The following is a 15,036-nucleotide window of genomic DNA, read 5'->3' as shown; positions in this document are numbered from 1 at the left end:
GTCAGCCGGTGGTCAGGCCGTCGGTCATGGCGGTGGTGTTGGCGCGCATCATCCGCAGGTAGGTGTCGGCGCCCTCGCCCTTCGCGGTCAGGGACTCCGAGTAGAGCTCCACGACTTGAACCCGGTCGTTCAGTTCCGTGCGCAGGACCTCGGCGAGCTTCGTGGGCTGGGAGGAGTCGGCGAACACGGTGCGTACACCGGCCTTCTCCATCACCTCGGTGAGCGAGTGCAGATCGGAGGAACTGGGTGAGGCCAGCGTGGTGCCGCTGGGGACGACCGCCCCGATCACCCGGAAACCGAAGCGGTCCGCGAGGTAGCCGAAGACATGGTGGTTGGTCACCAGAGCGCGCTTGTCCTCGGGGATGCGGTCGAAGGACTTCTCCATCCAGGCGGTCAGCTCGCCGAGTCGCTTGTCGTAGCGGTCGGCGTGGGTGCGTATCGCACGGTCGTCCACCCCGTCGACGTGCTCGACCACCTGGTCGGCTATGAGGCCACTGACCTTGCGGACCCGGTCGGGATCGGTCCAGAAGTGCGGGTCAGGCTGTCCTTCTCCGTCCGCGGGGCCGCCGCCGTCGGCCGTGTGGAAGGTGAGAGGTTCGGCTGCCTCGCCGACCGCGAAGGTGGCGACGCCTGACGTGCGGGCGGCGTCCACGTGCCGCAGAACGTTCTCCTCCAGTCCCAGGCCGTTGTGGACCACGAGGTCGGCGCGCTCCAGCTGGGCGGCCTGCCGCGCCGACAAGCCGAAGGAGTGGGGGTCGGCGTTGGGCTTCATCAGGACAGTGACGTCGGCTTCGTCACCGACGATCTCCCGGGTGATGTCGCCGAGGATGTTGGTCGTGACGACGATGCTCGGCCGGTCCCCACCGGTGGTGCAGGCGGAGGCTGCGGCGACTGTGACGAGTGCGAGCAGGCCCACGATCAGGCTGCGCAGCCGTGCCGCGCCCACCCGTACGCGCTGTTTCGCCGTGGTCCGGCTCATCGGCCGGTCTCCGCCATGAGGACCGGCTCGATGTCCAGGTCGAAGGTGCGCGCGATGCGCAGGTCGTCGTTGTAGTCGATCTCGAACACCCTGTTACCCTTGGGGTCGTTGACGTAGGCGCGACCGCGGTCGACCGCGACCACCGGAGCGCTGCCGTCGGCGCCGGTCGGCTCTTCTCCGGTCAGGAGCGTCTTGGTCCGTGCGACCTGCTTCCCGGTGGCGATGTCGTAACCGTGCAGCGAGCCGTCCGTCTCCAGGACGAGCAACGGGGAACCTTCCCCAGCGGTGTTCGCCGCGATGACAGGACCGGTCTCCACCCGGGTCCACGTCCGGTCAGTGACGTCCAGGACCCATACGGCGTCGTCTCCGGCCGGTGCGGTGAGGGTGTCGCTGCCGGGGCGCTGCCGGAAGGCGGTGGCCCGTTCGTTCCGCGGGGCGTCCTCGGGGTAGGGAATGGCCTCGGCGGTGAAGGCTCCGTTCTTGTGGCTGACGAGCAGGGCGCCGTCTGCGCAGCCCAGCACCACCCCGCGCCGGGTGACGGCGTCACCCCGGGGCTCTTCACACTCGGCGGCCGGTGAGGCGACGCTTTCGCCCTTGCGGTCGAGCACGACGAGCTTCGTCGTCGCACCCTCGTCCGCAAAGGCCAGCAGGTGCTCCTCGTACGGCACGACAGCGCCGGTGTAGGTGCCCGTCAGCGTCCGGGAAGACGCGATCTCGCCCTTCCCCAGTTTGCTGCGGTCGTACAGGACGCCCTTCCCGTCCTCATCGGTCACCGTGGTCACGACGATGTCGCTGCGCGCCTGCGACCGGCCGCCCGCGGGAAGTTCACCGACGTCGCGTATCTCCGCGCTGTAGTAGTGGACGTGGTCGCCGTGGTCCACCATCCAGGCGCCGCTGTCGAGCACGTGCGTGCCCTCGGAGGTGTGGAGGTAACCGAACCTGCCGTCCGTGTCCAGCCGGTCGGCGCCTTCCACCCGGGCGGTCCTGTGCGTTTTGCCGGTAAGGAGGTCGAGGACGCGGCTGTCTCCGTCGGCGGGGTCGTTGAGGAGCAGACGGGACTGCTGTTCAGCGGCCTCCTTCGCTCCCTCGACGTACCCGTGTGGGGTGGCGGAGGCGGAACCCGTCGCAGGTCGGGAGGCACTGTCCTTCTGTCCGGTGCAGCTCGTGGCGAGCAGCGCGGTGAGTACCAGTGCGGCCGAAGCCCATGGAGTGACGTTTCTGCGGACGGTCATGGCAATCGCCTCAAGCTTCTTTCAGTTGACTTCGAGAGCGGGAACGGGTGCGGGGTGCGCACGGCGGTGACGCAGACCGGACAGCACGTGGGAGAGGAAGAACAGGCTTACGGCGAGGGCCGAGACGGTCGCGCCGGCGGCGGTGCCCAAGTGCCAGGACAGCAGCAGGCCACCGAACGTGGCGGCAGCCCCGAGGAGCGCGGCGAACGCCATGACCCCGTGGATGCTGCGCGCCCACGGCAGGGCCGCCGCCGGAGGAGCGATGAGCAGGCCGAGGACCAGCAGCGTTCCGACGATGTGGAACGAGGCGACGATCGCCAGACCGAGCAGGCCCAGCAGGACGGCGTGGGCCAGGCGTGGCCGCAGCCCCAGAGTCTTCGCCTTGCGCTCGTCGAATGCCAGGGCCACGAAGGCGCGATGCCCGAGGGCCGACACCACCAGCGCCACCAACAGCGCCACTGCCAGCAGCAACAGGTCCTGCTCGCGGACGGCGAGAACGTCGCCAAACAGGAAGCCGGTCAGGTCCACGGCGAAGGACTGCGAGCGCGACACGATGATCACGCCGAGCGAGAGCATGCCGACGAAGAGCAGCCCGATGCCGGTGTCCTGCGACAGCCTGCGTACACGCCCGAGCACGGAGACGCCCGCCGTCATGACGGCGGCGCTGGCCACCGCGCCCACCATCAGGTTCCCGCCGAGCAGCGCGGCCAGCGCGACCCCCGGCAGCAGGCCGTGGGACATGGCGTCCCCAAGGAAGGCCATTCCCCTCAGGACCACCCAGGTGCCGGCCAGCGCGCAGATAGCGGACACGAGGATTCCGCCCCACAGGGCTCGCTGCACGAAGGTCACCTCGAACGGGGCCGTCAACCATTCCATGCCGATGACATTACAATGAAAATCATGTTCAAAGAACCGGACCATTCGCCCGCTCCGCCCCTGGAACGGACCCCCCACATCCGCTTCACCGGCCTGTGCGCGGGCTATCCAGGACGTCCCGTACTCCACCAACTCAGCGCCCACATACCGAGGTTGGCGACAACAGTGCTCGTCGGGCCGAACGGCAGCGGCAAGTCGACCCTGCTCGGCGTTATCGCCGGTGTGATCCACCCGACATCCGGCGAACTGCATCACGACGGAAGCCGACCCCCCGCGTTCGTGCCGCAACGCGGAGCAGTCGGCGACACCCTGCCGCTCACCGTCCGGCAGACCGTGGAAATGGGGCGCTGGGGCGAGCGCGGACCATGGCGTCGACTGACCCGCCAAGACCACGCGACCGTCGAGACCGCGCTCGACCGGCTCGGCATCGGCAGCCTCGCCTCACGCCAACTGGGAGAACTGTCGGGCGGCCAACGTCAACGCGCCCTCATCGCGCAAGGGTTGGCACAGGAATCGGACCTGCTGCTGCTCGACGAACCCACCACCGGTCTGGATCCGGAGGCCAGGTCGCGGATCGCGGAACTGCTGACAGCACTCGTCGCCGAAGGCGTGACGGTCATCCAGGCCACCCACGACTTGGAGGCCGCACGCGCGGCGGACGCCTGCCTCCTGCTCCAGGACGGCCACCTCGTCGGCCAAGGACCTCCCGACCAGGTCCTCACCACATCGGCGCTGGCCCGGATTTGGCAGCCCCTCCAGGCCATGGAGTCGTCACCCACCCGCTAGCAATGAACACCGTTTTCATGTAGGCGCCGGGAAGGGCGACCCTGCTCAACCATGTCCTGACCAACCGCGACGGACTGCGTGTGGCGGTGATCGTCAACGATGTGAGCGAGATCAACATCGACGCCGCGTTGGTGCGTGGGGGCGAGGCCGCTCTCTCGCGGACCGAGGAGCGGCTGGTGGAGATGACCAATGGCTGCATCTGCTGCACCCTCAGGGACGATCTGCTTCAGGAGGTCGACCGGCTCGCCCGGGAAAGCCGCTTCGACTACCTGCTCATCGAGTCCAGCGGCATCTCCGAGCCGATGCCGGTGGCCGCCACCTTCGCCTTCGCCCGCGACGACGGAGCCACCCTGGACGAGGTGGCGCGCCTCGACACCATGGTCACCGTGGTCGACGCGGCCAACTTCCTGGCCGAACTGGCGGGCGGTGACGACCTCACCGAACGCGGACTCGCCCTCTACAAGGACGACGAGCGCACCGTCAGCGATCTGCTGATCGACCAGGTCGAGTTCGCCGACGCGCTCGTACTCAACAAGCTGGACCTGGTCGAGAGAGTTGACGCGGACCGGCTGCGCGGCGTGCTCACCCGGCTCAATCCCTGTCGCGTGACGGCTTCCGGCACGAGGCGGCGGATGATGCATCAGGCGTCTTCACGATCATGGCGACCAACTTCGGCCGGCCGCGGCATCCCGCCTGGTCCTACCACCTGCTGCGCGACCTTCAAGCCGCGGTCGACTGGCATGGTGTAACCCTGCCGGTGCTGGCCCACCTGCTCACTCCCCATGAGCAGTTCGAGCATGGTTCAGCTGGCGGTCCAGTCGCGCAGTTGGCGTGCGATGCCGGCGACGCCCCGCGCGCCGGAGGAGGCGTCGCGTACGAGCTCGGCCGCGGCCTTCATGGGGTAGTCCAGGCGTCGCTCGTGAAGCATCAGGTAGGCCTCGGTCGCATGCCAGGCGAACGCCGCGTTGGAGTGCTCCAGGCAGGGCAGCCGGGCCAGGGTGTGCAGGAGCGCTGCCGCCTTCAGGTTCAGCGAACCGTAGACATCGTGCTCCAGGGCCCGGGCGTTGACCCGCCCGATGGCTGCGTACAGCGGCCCGAGATCGTCCACCTGCGGGTCCCCGTCGAGAAGTTCCGCGGCGTGCAGCAGAAAGGACACATCCAGGGGATGCTGCGGTTCGGGTCGGCTCACGCGGCGTGCCCCTGCGAGGGCGCCTCCACCTCGGCGCGCGCGGCCTGCTCCGCAGCCCGCTGCTCCGCACTCGGATCGAGTTCGGTGAGGTTGCGGAAAGCCTCGCCGCTGCGGGCCCGGGAGGCCTGGAACGCTGCCAGGAACGTCTTCTCGACCGCAGTGGCCCGGTCGACGGCGGCCCGCAGAATGTACTCCTGCATGCTCACGCCTTCCTGCCGGGCCGCCGCCTCGATCGCTTCTCGCTGGCCCGGGTCGGGAAACCTCAGGTTGAGAGCTTTGGAACTCGTCATGATACCGATGGTACTACTGGCCCCATCCGGAAGCCAGCACACACGGCCGCAGCCACCGATCCCGATACAGCGCAGCGGGCCGGAGAAGAAGCGGGCCAAACTGTGGAGCCGCGCCACCGTCGACGCCACCTGCCGGCCGCCCTGAGTAAGGCCGGCCTCGCGCTTCACGGCGGGGGCAGGGGCGGGCTCAATGCTCGCGGGACTTGGCGGCGATCACCCTGCTCGACGTCTACCAGGCGATCGACCGGAACCGCTTCTGGCACCGCGGCGCGACGCCGGACCCGGGGTGCGTCGCGGGTCGGCATCGGGACGGCGATGCCCACGCCGGGACGTCTTCCTCGGCGCCGCACAAGCCTGCCAGGAGCTGTTGTCCGCTGTGATCAGCAGCACCTCGGCTTCGGCCCGCGCTCTCCCGCCCTCGTACCCAGGCGGGTTCGCGCCATTGCCGACCGGAGTGCAGTGCCGCCGGCCGGGGGACGCTTCGACTGCACGGTCGCCACCATTTTCCTGGAACCGTTGCATCCGCTCCTGCGGCAGCAGTTCCAGGCACCTGACAGCCGTCCGGCGCACACGTCGGTGTGCGTGGCCCACTGGCGCGGACCTGAGCCGGTACGACCGGGCCGTGTCCTGTTTCGGTGCTCAACACGCCCCTGTGGTCCCCGAGTTCGGTACACATGCTCCTGTCATGGGCCAGACTCCGCCACAATGTACCCGTGTCCACCACCACGAATTCAGAGTTCGAGGACGGTACTCCGGTCAGGTTTCTGCTCACCCCCGCCCGGGCCGGGACGTCCCCGGGCGGGGCGGTGCCGGCGCCTGACGTGGACCGGCCCGAGGGAATGGGGAAGGCCGTCCCCGTGGCCGCCGGAGGCAGAACGGCCGTCAGCTTCGCGGCCGGCGCCCTACGCGGCGCGCTCCGACCGCTCGGCCCGCTGCTGGAGGAGGTCCACAACTCTGTGCAGTCGACACCGCACCCGCCCGACGAGGTGAGCGTGACCTTCGGGGTCCAAGTCGGCCAGGACCTCAAGTTCGGAATCGTCGGCGGCAGCGGCCAGGCCCACCTCACCGTCACCGCCGCCTGGAAGCCCACAGCGGCGGCCGACCCCGCCGCGACACCGGGTGCGGAGTGATCCATGGGGTGGTTCAGCGCGCTGGGGAACACCGGCGGCAGCGCCATGGGCGCGTGCGTGGCGTCCGTACGCCGAGCGCAGGACGGCACGGTGGCGGGCGCGGGCTTCATCCTCGCCGCCGACACCGTATTGACCTGCGCCCATGTCGTCAACGACGCTCTGGGCAGGGAGTTGTTCGACGCCAGGCCGCCGGGTCCCGACGAGGTCCCCGTCGAACTCGGCGGACCGCGCGGCCGCAAGAGGTACCCCGCACGGGTGGCGCACTGGATCCCGCCGCGCAGCATGGCCGACGGCCCGGTGGGCGTGGACGAGGACGAGTGGCTGGGCGATCTCGCCGTACTGCGGGTCGACGCGCCGGGTGACGGCGTGCACCCGCCGTCGCACCGGACCTTGATGGAGGCGGGGCAGGAAGTACGCGCCTGGCACGGCAGCGGCAGTGGCAACACCTTCGCGGATCTGACGGTCAAGTTCGCCGAGGGGCAGATCGGCTACCTCGACGGGGACACCACCGGCATGGCCGTCGGCCCCGGCTACAGCGGCAGCCCCGTGTGGTCCCTGAAGCACAGGGCCGTGGTCGGTCTCGTCGTCGCACACTTCATGCCGCCCCGCGACCCCGCCACCGGAGCGTTCCTGCCGTACAGCCCCCAGCACCTGGTCCGGCGCAGCTGGGGTATTCCGTGGCAGCACGTCGAGGCCGAGCTGCGGTCGGTGGGAGCCCTGGACAGCGAGGAGTTGTCGTACGCCGAGTCCGATGAGCCGGCCTTCGTGCTGCTCATCGAGGCGCTCGACACCGCGTTCCCGACACCGTCCGGGCGCGGCGACGTCGCCCGCCAGCTCGCCCGTGCGTGCGACGTCGAGGACGGCGGCGAGGTGACACCGCCCACCGTCGAAGAGTTCGCGGACTTCCTCCTCACGCATCCGCGCGCCCTGGCGGCCTTCACCCAGATCCTGCGGCGCCGGGACGCGACGGCGACCGGCCATGTGCTGGCCGCCGGCCGCCTCGCGCACGGGCCACGGCTGCTCTCCCCCACGGAGTACACCCGCCTGCACCAGCTCCTGCGCGGCGTCGACAAGTCCGTGCTCGGGCGGTTCGGGGAGGCGATGCGCGCGGCGCTGCCGCTGGCTGCGGCGCTCCCCGGCGGGAGTCTGGACACGCTGCTCGACCGCCTTGAGGCACTGCCGGGCGACGGCCACTCCGAGGACGGCGAGCCCAGAGTGCCCGCGCTGCTGCGAGTCATGGAGTACGTCGGTGTGCTGTGCGCCGGCCCGCAGCGCGCCGGGCTGCGGATGTGGTCCGACGGGGTGTCCGTCCGGCTCGGGATTCCCCGCTCGGCGCTCGCCGAGCGCCGCTCGGACGCCCAGGACTGGGCGCGTGAGCTACGGACGCGTTCGGCCCGCGTACGGGTCCTGGTGGAGGTGCGGCGGGCCGAACCGGGGCGCCACCGGCTGCGGATCTGGTGCGACGAGGGCGCCGGGCCGCGGCAGGTGTCCGTGACGGCCGCCGTCTCCTACTCCGCGCCGGAGGCGGCGCGTGAGCTGCTGCGCGTCCTGGAGTCCCTCGGGCCGCTGGCCGTGGAGGGTCAGCGCCCGCTTGTGGAGGTTCTGGTGGACCGCACCAGCCTCAACCTGCCCGTCGATGAATGGGCGGGCGGCGCACCCGACGAGATCGTCCCCGGAGTGCTGGGGGTGGAGTTCCCGCTGGTCGTGCACTGCCCGGAGCTCCTGCTCCGGCACGAGCGTTTCCTCCCCGACTGGCGGCGCCGATGGAACCGCCTCGACTCCGGAGCGACTCTCGTCTTCTCGGACGCGTCCAAGGATCCGAACCAGATCTACTACGAGTTGATGGGCAAGCTCGACGCGGTGCGGGTCTCCGTCGACGTACCCCCGGGTCTGCGGGAGGGCATCGTGCAGATCTGCCTCGCGGTGGGCGTACCCGTAGTGGTGTGGGACCGCGGACGCGACGAGGACTCGCACGTGGTGAAGCACATGGCGGAGGTCTCCACCCGGGAACTGCCCGACGGCGTGCGCTCCTACCGCGCCAACACCATGGCCCGCCCGCAGGAGTTCCCCGGCCGCCCGGTCCTCGCCTGGGCGGACGCCGATCGCACGGTGCCCCGACTGCACCTGATCGAACCACAGGAGAGCCCATGACGACCGCTCCCGACGCCGACTGGCGTCTGTTTCGCGGTGACGGCGTACCCCGGGCCGTCACCCTGCCCTCGGCCCCGCCGTGGCGCCGCTTCACACCCAGCACGGCCATGCGGCCCGAACTGCCGTACCTGATCGAGCCGCAGCACGCCGATGTGGTCAACGCCGCGCTGCATCTGCGCCGCCCGCTGCTCGTCACCGGTCCCGCCGGCACCGGGAAGTCGTCACTGGCCCGCGCCGTCGCACACGAACTCAACCTGGGCGAGCTGCTGCGCTGGCCCGTCAACAGCCGCTCCACCGTGCGCGAGGCGCTCTATCAGTACGACGCGATCGGCCGCCTGCGTGAGACGACCCTCAGTCGCGACCGGGGTGAACGGGAGCCGTCCATCGGCACGTTCGTCAGGCTCGGCCCGCTCGGCACCGCGCTGGTCCCCTCCGCCGTGCCGCGCGCACTGCTCGTCGACGAGATGGACAAGGGCGACGTCGACCTGCCGAACGATCTGCTCACCGTCTTCGAAGAAGGCGTCTTCACCATCCCCGAACTCACCCGGCTCCCCGAGGACATCGCCGACGTGGACGTGCAGACCGCCGACCACCGGGGCACCGTGCGCGTGCACCAGGGGCGGGTGCAGTGTGACGAGTTCCCCGTCGTCGTCATCACCAGCAACGGCGAACGGGACTTCCCGCCCGCGTTCCTGCGCCGCTGCATCCGCCTCGGCCTGCCCGTGCCCGACGAGGAGCGGCTGCGCGCGATCGTCGCCGCCCACCTCGGCGAGGACGCGTTGCGGGAGGCGGACGACCTGCTCGACTCGTTCCTGCGTCGCCGCGCCCCCGGCGAACTCGCCACCGATCAACTGCTCAACGCCGTCTTCCTGCGCCTCGGCGGCGTCGACCTGGATGCCGAGGGCCTCCTGGACGCCGTACTGCACCAGCTCACCGGGGCGATGTGACCGTGGCGAGCGGCGGTGAGGGACGTGCCGGGCGGCGGTGAGCGGCTCGCCGAGGCGCTGCGGGCCCTCGGCCCGTCCGGCCAGGACCTGGACGCCGACCAGGTCCTCGACGTGCTGTGGCTCGCACGCCGGCTGCCCGTCTCCGAAGCCGCCCCGCTGAACCGTGGCCTGCGCACGGCCCAGGAACCCCCGTCGCCACCCGCCGCTCCCGAACCCGGCAGGCAGCTCCCACGGCAGCCGGCACCGGAGCCGGACGACCCGGATCTGCCCGACCTCACGGCTCCCTCCCTGTACGCGGCGGCGCGCCAGGCACCGGTACCGGACGTACAGTTGCGAGGACCAGCCCAGGAACCGCGCAGGGCACTGCCTGTCCGGGTCCCCGAAGGCAAGGCCCTCGACGACGAGCTCGAACTCGGCCGCGCGCTGCGTCCGTTGCGCCGTCGTCAGCTCAGCCGGCACCGCATGGAGCTCGACGAGGAGCGCACGGCCACCGAGCTCGCCGAGACCCGGCTGCCGGACGTGGTGCAGCGGCCGGTCCAGGAGCGCTGGCTGCACCTGGTCCTCCTTGTCGACGACGGCCTGTCGATGCTGCTGTGGCACCGGCTCGGCGCCGAACTGCGCACCCTGTTCGAGCGCCTCGGGGCCTTCGCCACCACCCGCGTCCTCGGCCTCGACACCCGCACCGCCGACGAACCGCGCCTGCACGCTCGGCCGTTCCAGCACGACAGCGCCCAACTGCCTCTGAGCACGGTCAACGATCCCTCGGGTCGCACCCTCGTCCTGATCGTCAGCGACGGGATGGGGGCCGCCTGGCGGCGCGGCACGATGCACGAACTGCTCGCGGTGTGGGCTGAGCGGGGTCCCGTCGCGCTCCTGCACACCCTGCCGCCCGAGATGTGGGAGGCGTCCGGCATCCGCGCCGAGCGCTGGCAGGCCACCACCCGTCGGGTCGGCGGCGCCAACGGGTCCTGGGAGATCACCGACCGGGTGCTGCCCCTCGACCTCGCCGACTTCAAGGGCGTACGGGTGCCGGTCCTGGAGCCCACCGCCGCCGCGCTGCGGGAGTGGGCGCACCTGCTCGCGTCCCCCGGAACCACTGTGGAACTGCCACTGCTGGCCCGCCCGAGCCAGTACGCCGCCCTGGCCGCCTCCCACGATCTGCACACCGCCCAGCACTTCCGGGACGCGGCCACCCCGGAGGCGTACCGTCTGGCGGCCCATCTCGCGGCCGTCTCCCCGCTGTCGGTGCCGGTGATGCGGCTCGTGCAGTCGGCGGTGCCGTGGCCGGCCCGTACCTCCCATCTCGCGGAGGTGTTCCTCGGAGGTCTCATCCGGCCGCGTCCGGCACCCGTGCCGGGCCCACTGCCCGCAAAACACCTCATCTTCGACTTCTCCGACGAGTCCAAGTCGGTACTCCTCGATGCGGTCCCGCAGGCCGAACTCCTCAGAACGGGCAGCAGCATCGGGCGCCGCCTGGAACAACTTGCGGGCAATTCCCCGGACTTCCCCGCCTGGCTCGCCCACCCGGACGGAAACGCCCACCTCCCCGGCTCCCATCGCCCGTTCACGAGTGTCGAGCGACGGCTGCTGACCCGCTTCGGTGTGTCGGTCGAGGAGGCGACCCGCGGACCTGCTGAGCCGGGGGAGCTGGGGCGGCCCGCCGCCGGGGCGGACGACTGGGGGCCGTTGAAGGACGACGATCCGCCGCGGCTGGGACCGTACGAACTGGTGGGACGGCGCCGGGGGCGGCGGACGGTGGTGTACCGGGGTATCGACCGGCAGGGCCTGGAGGCGGGCGTACGCACCCCACGCCCGGATCTGCCCGTCGCCACCGCCCAGTTGCTCGACGTGGAGGCCCAGGTGCTCACCCGGCTGCGCGGGCAGTACGCACCCGTCCTGACCGGGAAGGGCCTTGAGAACGATCCGCCCTGGCTCGCCATGGCGCTGATCGCCGACGCCGACTCCCCCGACGCGCAACCGCCGCGCCTCGCCGACATCATCAACCGCGCCATCCAGGAGAGCACCGCCCCCTTCGACAAGCTCGCCGGACTGCTCGTCGGCTGGCATCTGGCCAGCGCACTGGCCGTCTGCCACGTCAACAACCTGGTGCTCGCGGACTTCACAGCCGACAGCGTCTTCGTGCTGCGCCGCTCGGTGGTCCTCGGCGACCTGTCGGACTGCGTCGTCGACGGGCGATACCTGGGAAAGGGGGCGGTCCCCACGACCGAGGACAACGTGCGGTCCCTGGGCGAGCTGCTCCAGCTCATCAGCACCAAGGCGGGCTGGGAGATACCGGGCCTGCCGGAGGGCATGCACCTGTGGCAGGGCGACACCTGGGAGCCGTTGCGGCTGCTCGTGCTGCGGTGTCTCGACCCCGACCCGGCGCAGCGCCCCTCGGCGGGCGAGGTCGCGGAACTCCTCGCGCGGTACATCGCGCTGTCCCGGACCTCGCGCGGCGCCACCGATCCGGTGGGCCCGATCATGTCCTCGGACCGCACCACACCGCGTGTACCGCTCTCACCGCCATCGGTCGCCGGTCAGCCGCCGCTGGACGACGCTCCGCTGCGCCTGGCGCGCTTCGGCGCCGCCCGCCGCGAGGGCCAGGCCCGCCTCAAGCAGGTCCGCACACCCCTGCGCCACGGCCGCCGCCTCACCCTCGTCGGGGCCTACCACTACAGCGGGAGGGCCACGACCACGGTGATCCTCGGCTCGGTGCTCGCCGCCGTCCGCGGCGAACCCGTACTGGCTCTGGACGGGGCGGCGTCGGACGGTGCGCTCCACTCCTTCCTCTCCCCCGCCCGCAGGCGGTCCACGCTGCGCGACCTGGCGGCCCTGCCGCCCGATCCGCCGTACGAGGACATTCGCGCCCACACCACTCGCCTGGACTCGGGTCTTGAGGTGATCGCGCACCGCTCGGGGCACTTCAGTGCGAACCCCACGCACCCGCAGGAGTACGCGCGGACACTGAGACTGACGGCGCCGTACTACTCCTTCGTGCTGACCGACTGGTCGCCGCTTCGGCTGGAACGGTCCGACGACTTCGTCCTGGCGTTCGCCGACCGGCTCGTGCTGTGCTGCGGCACCGCCGAGTGGTCTCCCGAAGCCGCGGTGAACATGCTCGGGGTACTGCGCCGCGCCGGGCATGAGGAGCTCACGGACAACGCGATCGTGGTGGTCACCGACATCGAGGGATCGAGGGGCGGCCCCTACTCGCCCGCCGGCTTCGCCCGGCGCCTCGATATCGGGGCCGGGCAGGTGGTCGGCATCCCCTACGACCCCTCGCTGCGGTCGCCCGGGTTCCGGGAGTTGGGCCGGCTGCGGGCCGCGACGACGCGGGCGTTCCTGGAGCTGGCGGAGCTGGTCGTCGGGGATGGAACACGCTGATCCCCGGGGAGCCGCCCGTCATCAGTTGGAGCAGGATGCCCCATGCCGTGGAAGGCCACGTTTGCCCGTGAAGGAGCGGCGTCATGAGGCCCTTCCCCTTCGAGCGAGGCCGAGAACAGGGGAGCGTGCTCTCGGCTGCCGGCCGAAGGCCCCTCGTACAGGACGTACTCGGGTCTTCGGCCGGTGCGGCGACCGGGCGTGCCGGGCGTCACGACGAGGCGAGGGGTGCCTGGCACCAGGGCCTGTCGCGAACGTGGAGTTGTCGGACTGGACGTGCCCTGCGGAAGGTACCTTTTCAGGTCAGGCTCTGGGGGGCCGCTGCCCCTGGGGGCTGTCAGTTGCAGTCGGGAGGCTGCGCAGTGTCAGCAAAGCCGGTGGGGGACAGCGGTTCCTTGGCCGGGTCGGTGCGGAACGACTGGAGCAGATGAGCCGGCCACCAGGCGCCGGGACGCCGCACCGACATCCGGTAGGGCGGTCACCAGACCGCGGTGTGCCAACAGGACCACGGCGAGGCCGGAAGGGTGGAAGTCGGCCCGCAGCGCCCCCGACGCCTGGACCCTGCGTACCAGGGTCGTGAAGTCCTGCTCGTTCGTTACCGGGACTGCCCGTGTTCCGACGTACTTCCGGGGAGGCCGCGAAGAACGCCGCCGAGAACCCGCCTCTCTCCCGTTGCAGAGCGCAGACCGTCCCGACCGGCTGCCAGGCCATTCATCAACGTGAGAGGGGCAGCCCGAAATGATGGACTGTGGACCACACCGCCGCCCAGCCGGGCGATTTTCGGGCGAACTCAACCGACATCACACGAAGATCGATAGTCACCCTGCGTGCGCGACCACACGAAGTGGACCAGATCCGAGGAATGACTCCACCTGGCGGGCGCCGCTGCGACCGATTGGGAACCCGTATGTGAACGTCTCTCACGGGGCTGCTGAAGCTGGATGAGGCTGTGCCGCTCCGCGCAAGTCCTTGGAGGGGTGTGAGGACTGTTCACATGGTTTTGAGCGGGCTTCCGTCGTAGGTCCACTTGTATGGCTTCGCGGTTTCGTTGCGGCCGATGACGTAGACGTCCAGTTTGTCGATGAGGTCGTCGCGGCTGGAGAAGTCGCCGTGGCGGAGGACGCGGCGGGTCATGGCAGAGAAGTACAGCTCGATTCGGTTCATCCAGGAGGCGTGCGGCGGGGTCCGGTGCACGGTCCATCGGGGGTGGGTTGCCAGCCACTTCTTGGTGTGCTCGGCGGTGTGGGAGGACCCATTGTCCAGAACCATGTGAGTTTCCTGGCCGGGGCGATGATCGCGGCAAGTTGGTCGAGGAAGGCAGTGCAGGTCACCGCGTCGTTTCGGGCGATTACCCCGGTGAGGACCTCGCCGGTGAGCACGTCCAGGGCAGCGATCAGGGACGCGGTGCCGTGGCGGCGGTACTCGAACTCCTCGCGGGCGGACTCACCGGGCCGGGCGGGGCGGCCGGGGTGCTGCCGGGAGCGGGCGGCGGTCGCGGTCTTCTCGTCGATGGATCGTCGATGGACGGGACCATGACGCCCTCGGGTGGGTGTCGGTAGAGGTCGCACACGTCCGCGACGCGGTCCCAGAAGTCGGGGGTGTCGCGGCGGGTGAGCCGGCCGCGAACCCGGTGCGGCTCAAGGTTCAAGTCCGCCAGGCTACGACCGACTTGGGAGGCAGAGATGGCGGCGAAATCGGTGTCGGCGACCTGGGCGGCGATCGTGCGGTGCGACCCGGTCGCCGCCGGGTGCGGGGGTGCGCTGGTGGCCGCCGCCACGATCGCCACCTGCACATCGGGGCCGTAAATCTTGGGACGTCCCGGGCGGTAGGCGTCCTTGAGTCCGTCCGGTCCCTGGAGTGGGAACCGGCCACGCCACGTGCGGACCGTGTTCACGGTGACCGCCAACTCCCCTGCGATGGCACCGTTACTCAAGCTCTCGGCGGCGGCCGGCACGATCCGCGCCCGGAGAACTTCTCTCACCTGTGCTTTTGTCGAGAGGATCACCCCTGTCAGACGCTCGCGCACTGCCTCGTCCAGTTCCCCCACCACGGCATCCACGCCCGGCACCCCGCCC

Annotated in this window: 12 protein-coding genes and 2 pseudogenes; 6 read left to right on the top strand and 8 right to left on the bottom strand. The window is 70.6% G+C overall.

Features of this window, described 5'->3' with window-relative positions; all coding sequences use genetic code 11:
- Position 1: 1 nt before the first annotated feature.
- From aztC to aztB, 3 genes are read right to left on the bottom strand one after another with little or no spacing between them, the layout of a single operon-like run.
- Entirely contained in the window at positions 2-979 is a 978-nt protein-coding gene (aztC, locus tag ACIOKD_RS35075; RefSeq protein WP_402091984.1) for a zinc ABC transporter substrate-binding protein AztC, read from the bottom strand.
- Positions 976-2,211, bottom strand: coding sequence for a hypothetical protein (locus ACIOKD_RS35070; protein ID WP_402091982.1), 1,236 nt, complete (start codon positions 2,209-2,211; stop codon positions 976-978). Before ACIOKD_RS35070 ends, aztC begins: the two co-directional genes overlap by 4 nt.
- A gap of 21 nt (positions 2,212-2,232) precedes the next feature.
- Entirely contained in the window at positions 2,233-3,087 is an 855-nt protein-coding gene (gene aztB / locus ACIOKD_RS35065; protein WP_402091980.1) for a zinc ABC transporter permease AztB, read from the bottom strand.
- Positions 3,088-3,102: 15 nt separating this feature from the next.
- On the opposite strand from aztB, the gene aztA reads away from it, so the two are divergent.
- On the top strand, positions 3,103-3,873 hold the full coding sequence (aztA, locus tag ACIOKD_RS35060) for a zinc ABC transporter ATP-binding protein AztA (protein ID WP_402091979.1): 771 nt from the start codon (positions 3,103-3,105) through the stop codon (positions 3,871-3,873).
- A gap of 29 nt (positions 3,874-3,902) precedes the next feature.
- Positions 3,903-4,472, top strand: a pseudogene (locus tag ACIOKD_RS35055) (GTP-binding protein); the annotation flags it as partial.
- A 203-nt stretch (positions 4,473-4,675) separates the two neighbouring features.
- Here ACIOKD_RS35055 and ACIOKD_RS35050 read toward each other — a convergent pair.
- Both ACIOKD_RS35050 and ACIOKD_RS35045 read right to left on the bottom strand, forming a co-directional pair.
- Positions 4,676-5,062: a fic family toxin-antitoxin system, toxin component gene (locus ACIOKD_RS35050; RefSeq protein WP_402091977.1), complete on the bottom strand. Its 387-nt coding sequence runs from the start codon at positions 5,060-5,062 to the stop codon at positions 4,676-4,678.
- On the bottom strand, positions 5,059-5,352 hold the full coding sequence (locus ACIOKD_RS35045; RefSeq protein ID WP_402091975.1) for a DUF1778 domain-containing protein: 294 nt from the start codon (positions 5,350-5,352) through the stop codon (positions 5,059-5,061). Before ACIOKD_RS35045 ends, ACIOKD_RS35050 begins: the two co-directional genes overlap by 4 nt.
- Before the next feature lie 713 nt (positions 5,353-6,065).
- Here ACIOKD_RS35045 and ACIOKD_RS35040 point away from each other — a divergent pair.
- From ACIOKD_RS35040 to ACIOKD_RS35025, 4 genes are read left to right on the top strand one after another with little or no spacing between them, the layout of a single operon-like run.
- Positions 6,066-6,482: a CU044_2847 family protein gene (locus tag ACIOKD_RS35040; RefSeq protein ID WP_402091973.1), complete on the top strand. Its 417-nt coding sequence runs from the start codon at positions 6,066-6,068 to the stop codon at positions 6,480-6,482.
- A 3-nt stretch (positions 6,483-6,485) separates the two neighbouring features.
- Positions 6,486-8,633 carry a trypsin-like peptidase domain-containing protein gene (locus ACIOKD_RS35035; protein ID WP_402091971.1) on the top strand — a complete coding sequence of 716 codons (2,148 nt, stop codon included), beginning with the start codon at positions 6,486-6,488 and terminating at the stop codon, positions 8,631-8,633.
- Entirely contained in the window at positions 8,630-9,580 is a 951-nt protein-coding gene (locus ACIOKD_RS35030; RefSeq protein WP_402091970.1) for an AAA family ATPase, read from the top strand. The genes ACIOKD_RS35035 and ACIOKD_RS35030 overlap by 4 nt, the downstream gene beginning before the upstream one ends.
- A gap of 15 nt (positions 9,581-9,595) precedes the next feature.
- Positions 9,596-12,964 carry an SAV_2336 N-terminal domain-related protein gene (locus ACIOKD_RS35025; protein ID WP_402091969.1) on the top strand — a complete coding sequence of 1,123 codons (3,369 nt, stop codon included), beginning with the start codon at positions 9,596-9,598 and terminating at the stop codon, positions 12,962-12,964.
- 300 nt (positions 12,965-13,264) lie between these two features.
- On the opposite strand, the pseudogene ACIOKD_RS35020 reads toward ACIOKD_RS35025, so the two are convergent.
- The 3 genes and pseudogenes from ACIOKD_RS35020 to ACIOKD_RS35010 all read right to left on the bottom strand — a co-directional run.
- Positions 13,265-13,663 (bottom strand): annotated as a pseudogene (locus ACIOKD_RS35020) (TetR family transcriptional regulator); the annotation flags it as partial.
- 288 nt (positions 13,664-13,951) lie between these two features.
- A complete protein-coding gene (locus tag ACIOKD_RS35015; RefSeq protein ID WP_402092095.1) occupies positions 13,952-14,287 on the bottom strand; it encodes a transposase in 336 nt (111 codons plus the stop codon).
- 67 nt (positions 14,288-14,354) lie between these two features.
- The gene (locus ACIOKD_RS35010; RefSeq protein ID WP_402091968.1) at positions 14,355-14,942 is read right to left on the bottom strand and encodes a helix-turn-helix domain-containing protein; all 588 of its coding nucleotides are present in this window, start codon (positions 14,940-14,942) and stop codon (positions 14,355-14,357) included.
- Between the last annotated feature and the right edge of the window lie 94 nt (positions 14,943-15,036).

The organism is Streptomyces sp. NPDC087844 (genome assembly GCF_044742785.1).
Taxonomy (GTDB): domain Bacteria; phylum Actinomycetota; class Actinomycetes; order Streptomycetales; family Streptomycetaceae; genus Streptomyces.
This window is presented reverse-complemented; position numbering and strand designations above follow the sequence as displayed.

Coding starts and splice junctions, on each gene's coding strand:
- aztC (WP_402091984.1), bottom strand. CDS start 979: ATGAGCCGGACCACGGCGAAACAGCGCGTACGGGTGGGCGCGGCACGG.
- ACIOKD_RS35070 (WP_402091982.1), bottom strand. CDS start 2,211: ATGACCGTCCGCAGAAACGTCACTCCATGGGCTTCGGCCGCACTGGTA.
- aztB (WP_402091980.1), bottom strand. CDS start 3,087: ATGGAATGGTTGACGGCCCCGTTCGAGGTGACCTTCGTGCAGCGAGCC.
- aztA (WP_402091979.1), top strand. CDS start 3,103: ATGAAAATCATGTTCAAAGAACCGGACCATTCGCCCGCTCCGCCCCTG.
- ACIOKD_RS35045 (WP_402091975.1), bottom strand. CDS start 5,352: ATGACGAGTTCCAAAGCTCTCAACCTGAGGTTTCCCGACCCGGGCCAG.
- ACIOKD_RS35035 (WP_402091971.1), top strand. CDS start 6,486: ATGGGGTGGTTCAGCGCGCTGGGGAACACCGGCGGCAGCGCCATGGGC.
- ACIOKD_RS35030 (WP_402091970.1), top strand. CDS start 8,630: ATGACGACCGCTCCCGACGCCGACTGGCGTCTGTTTCGCGGTGACGGC.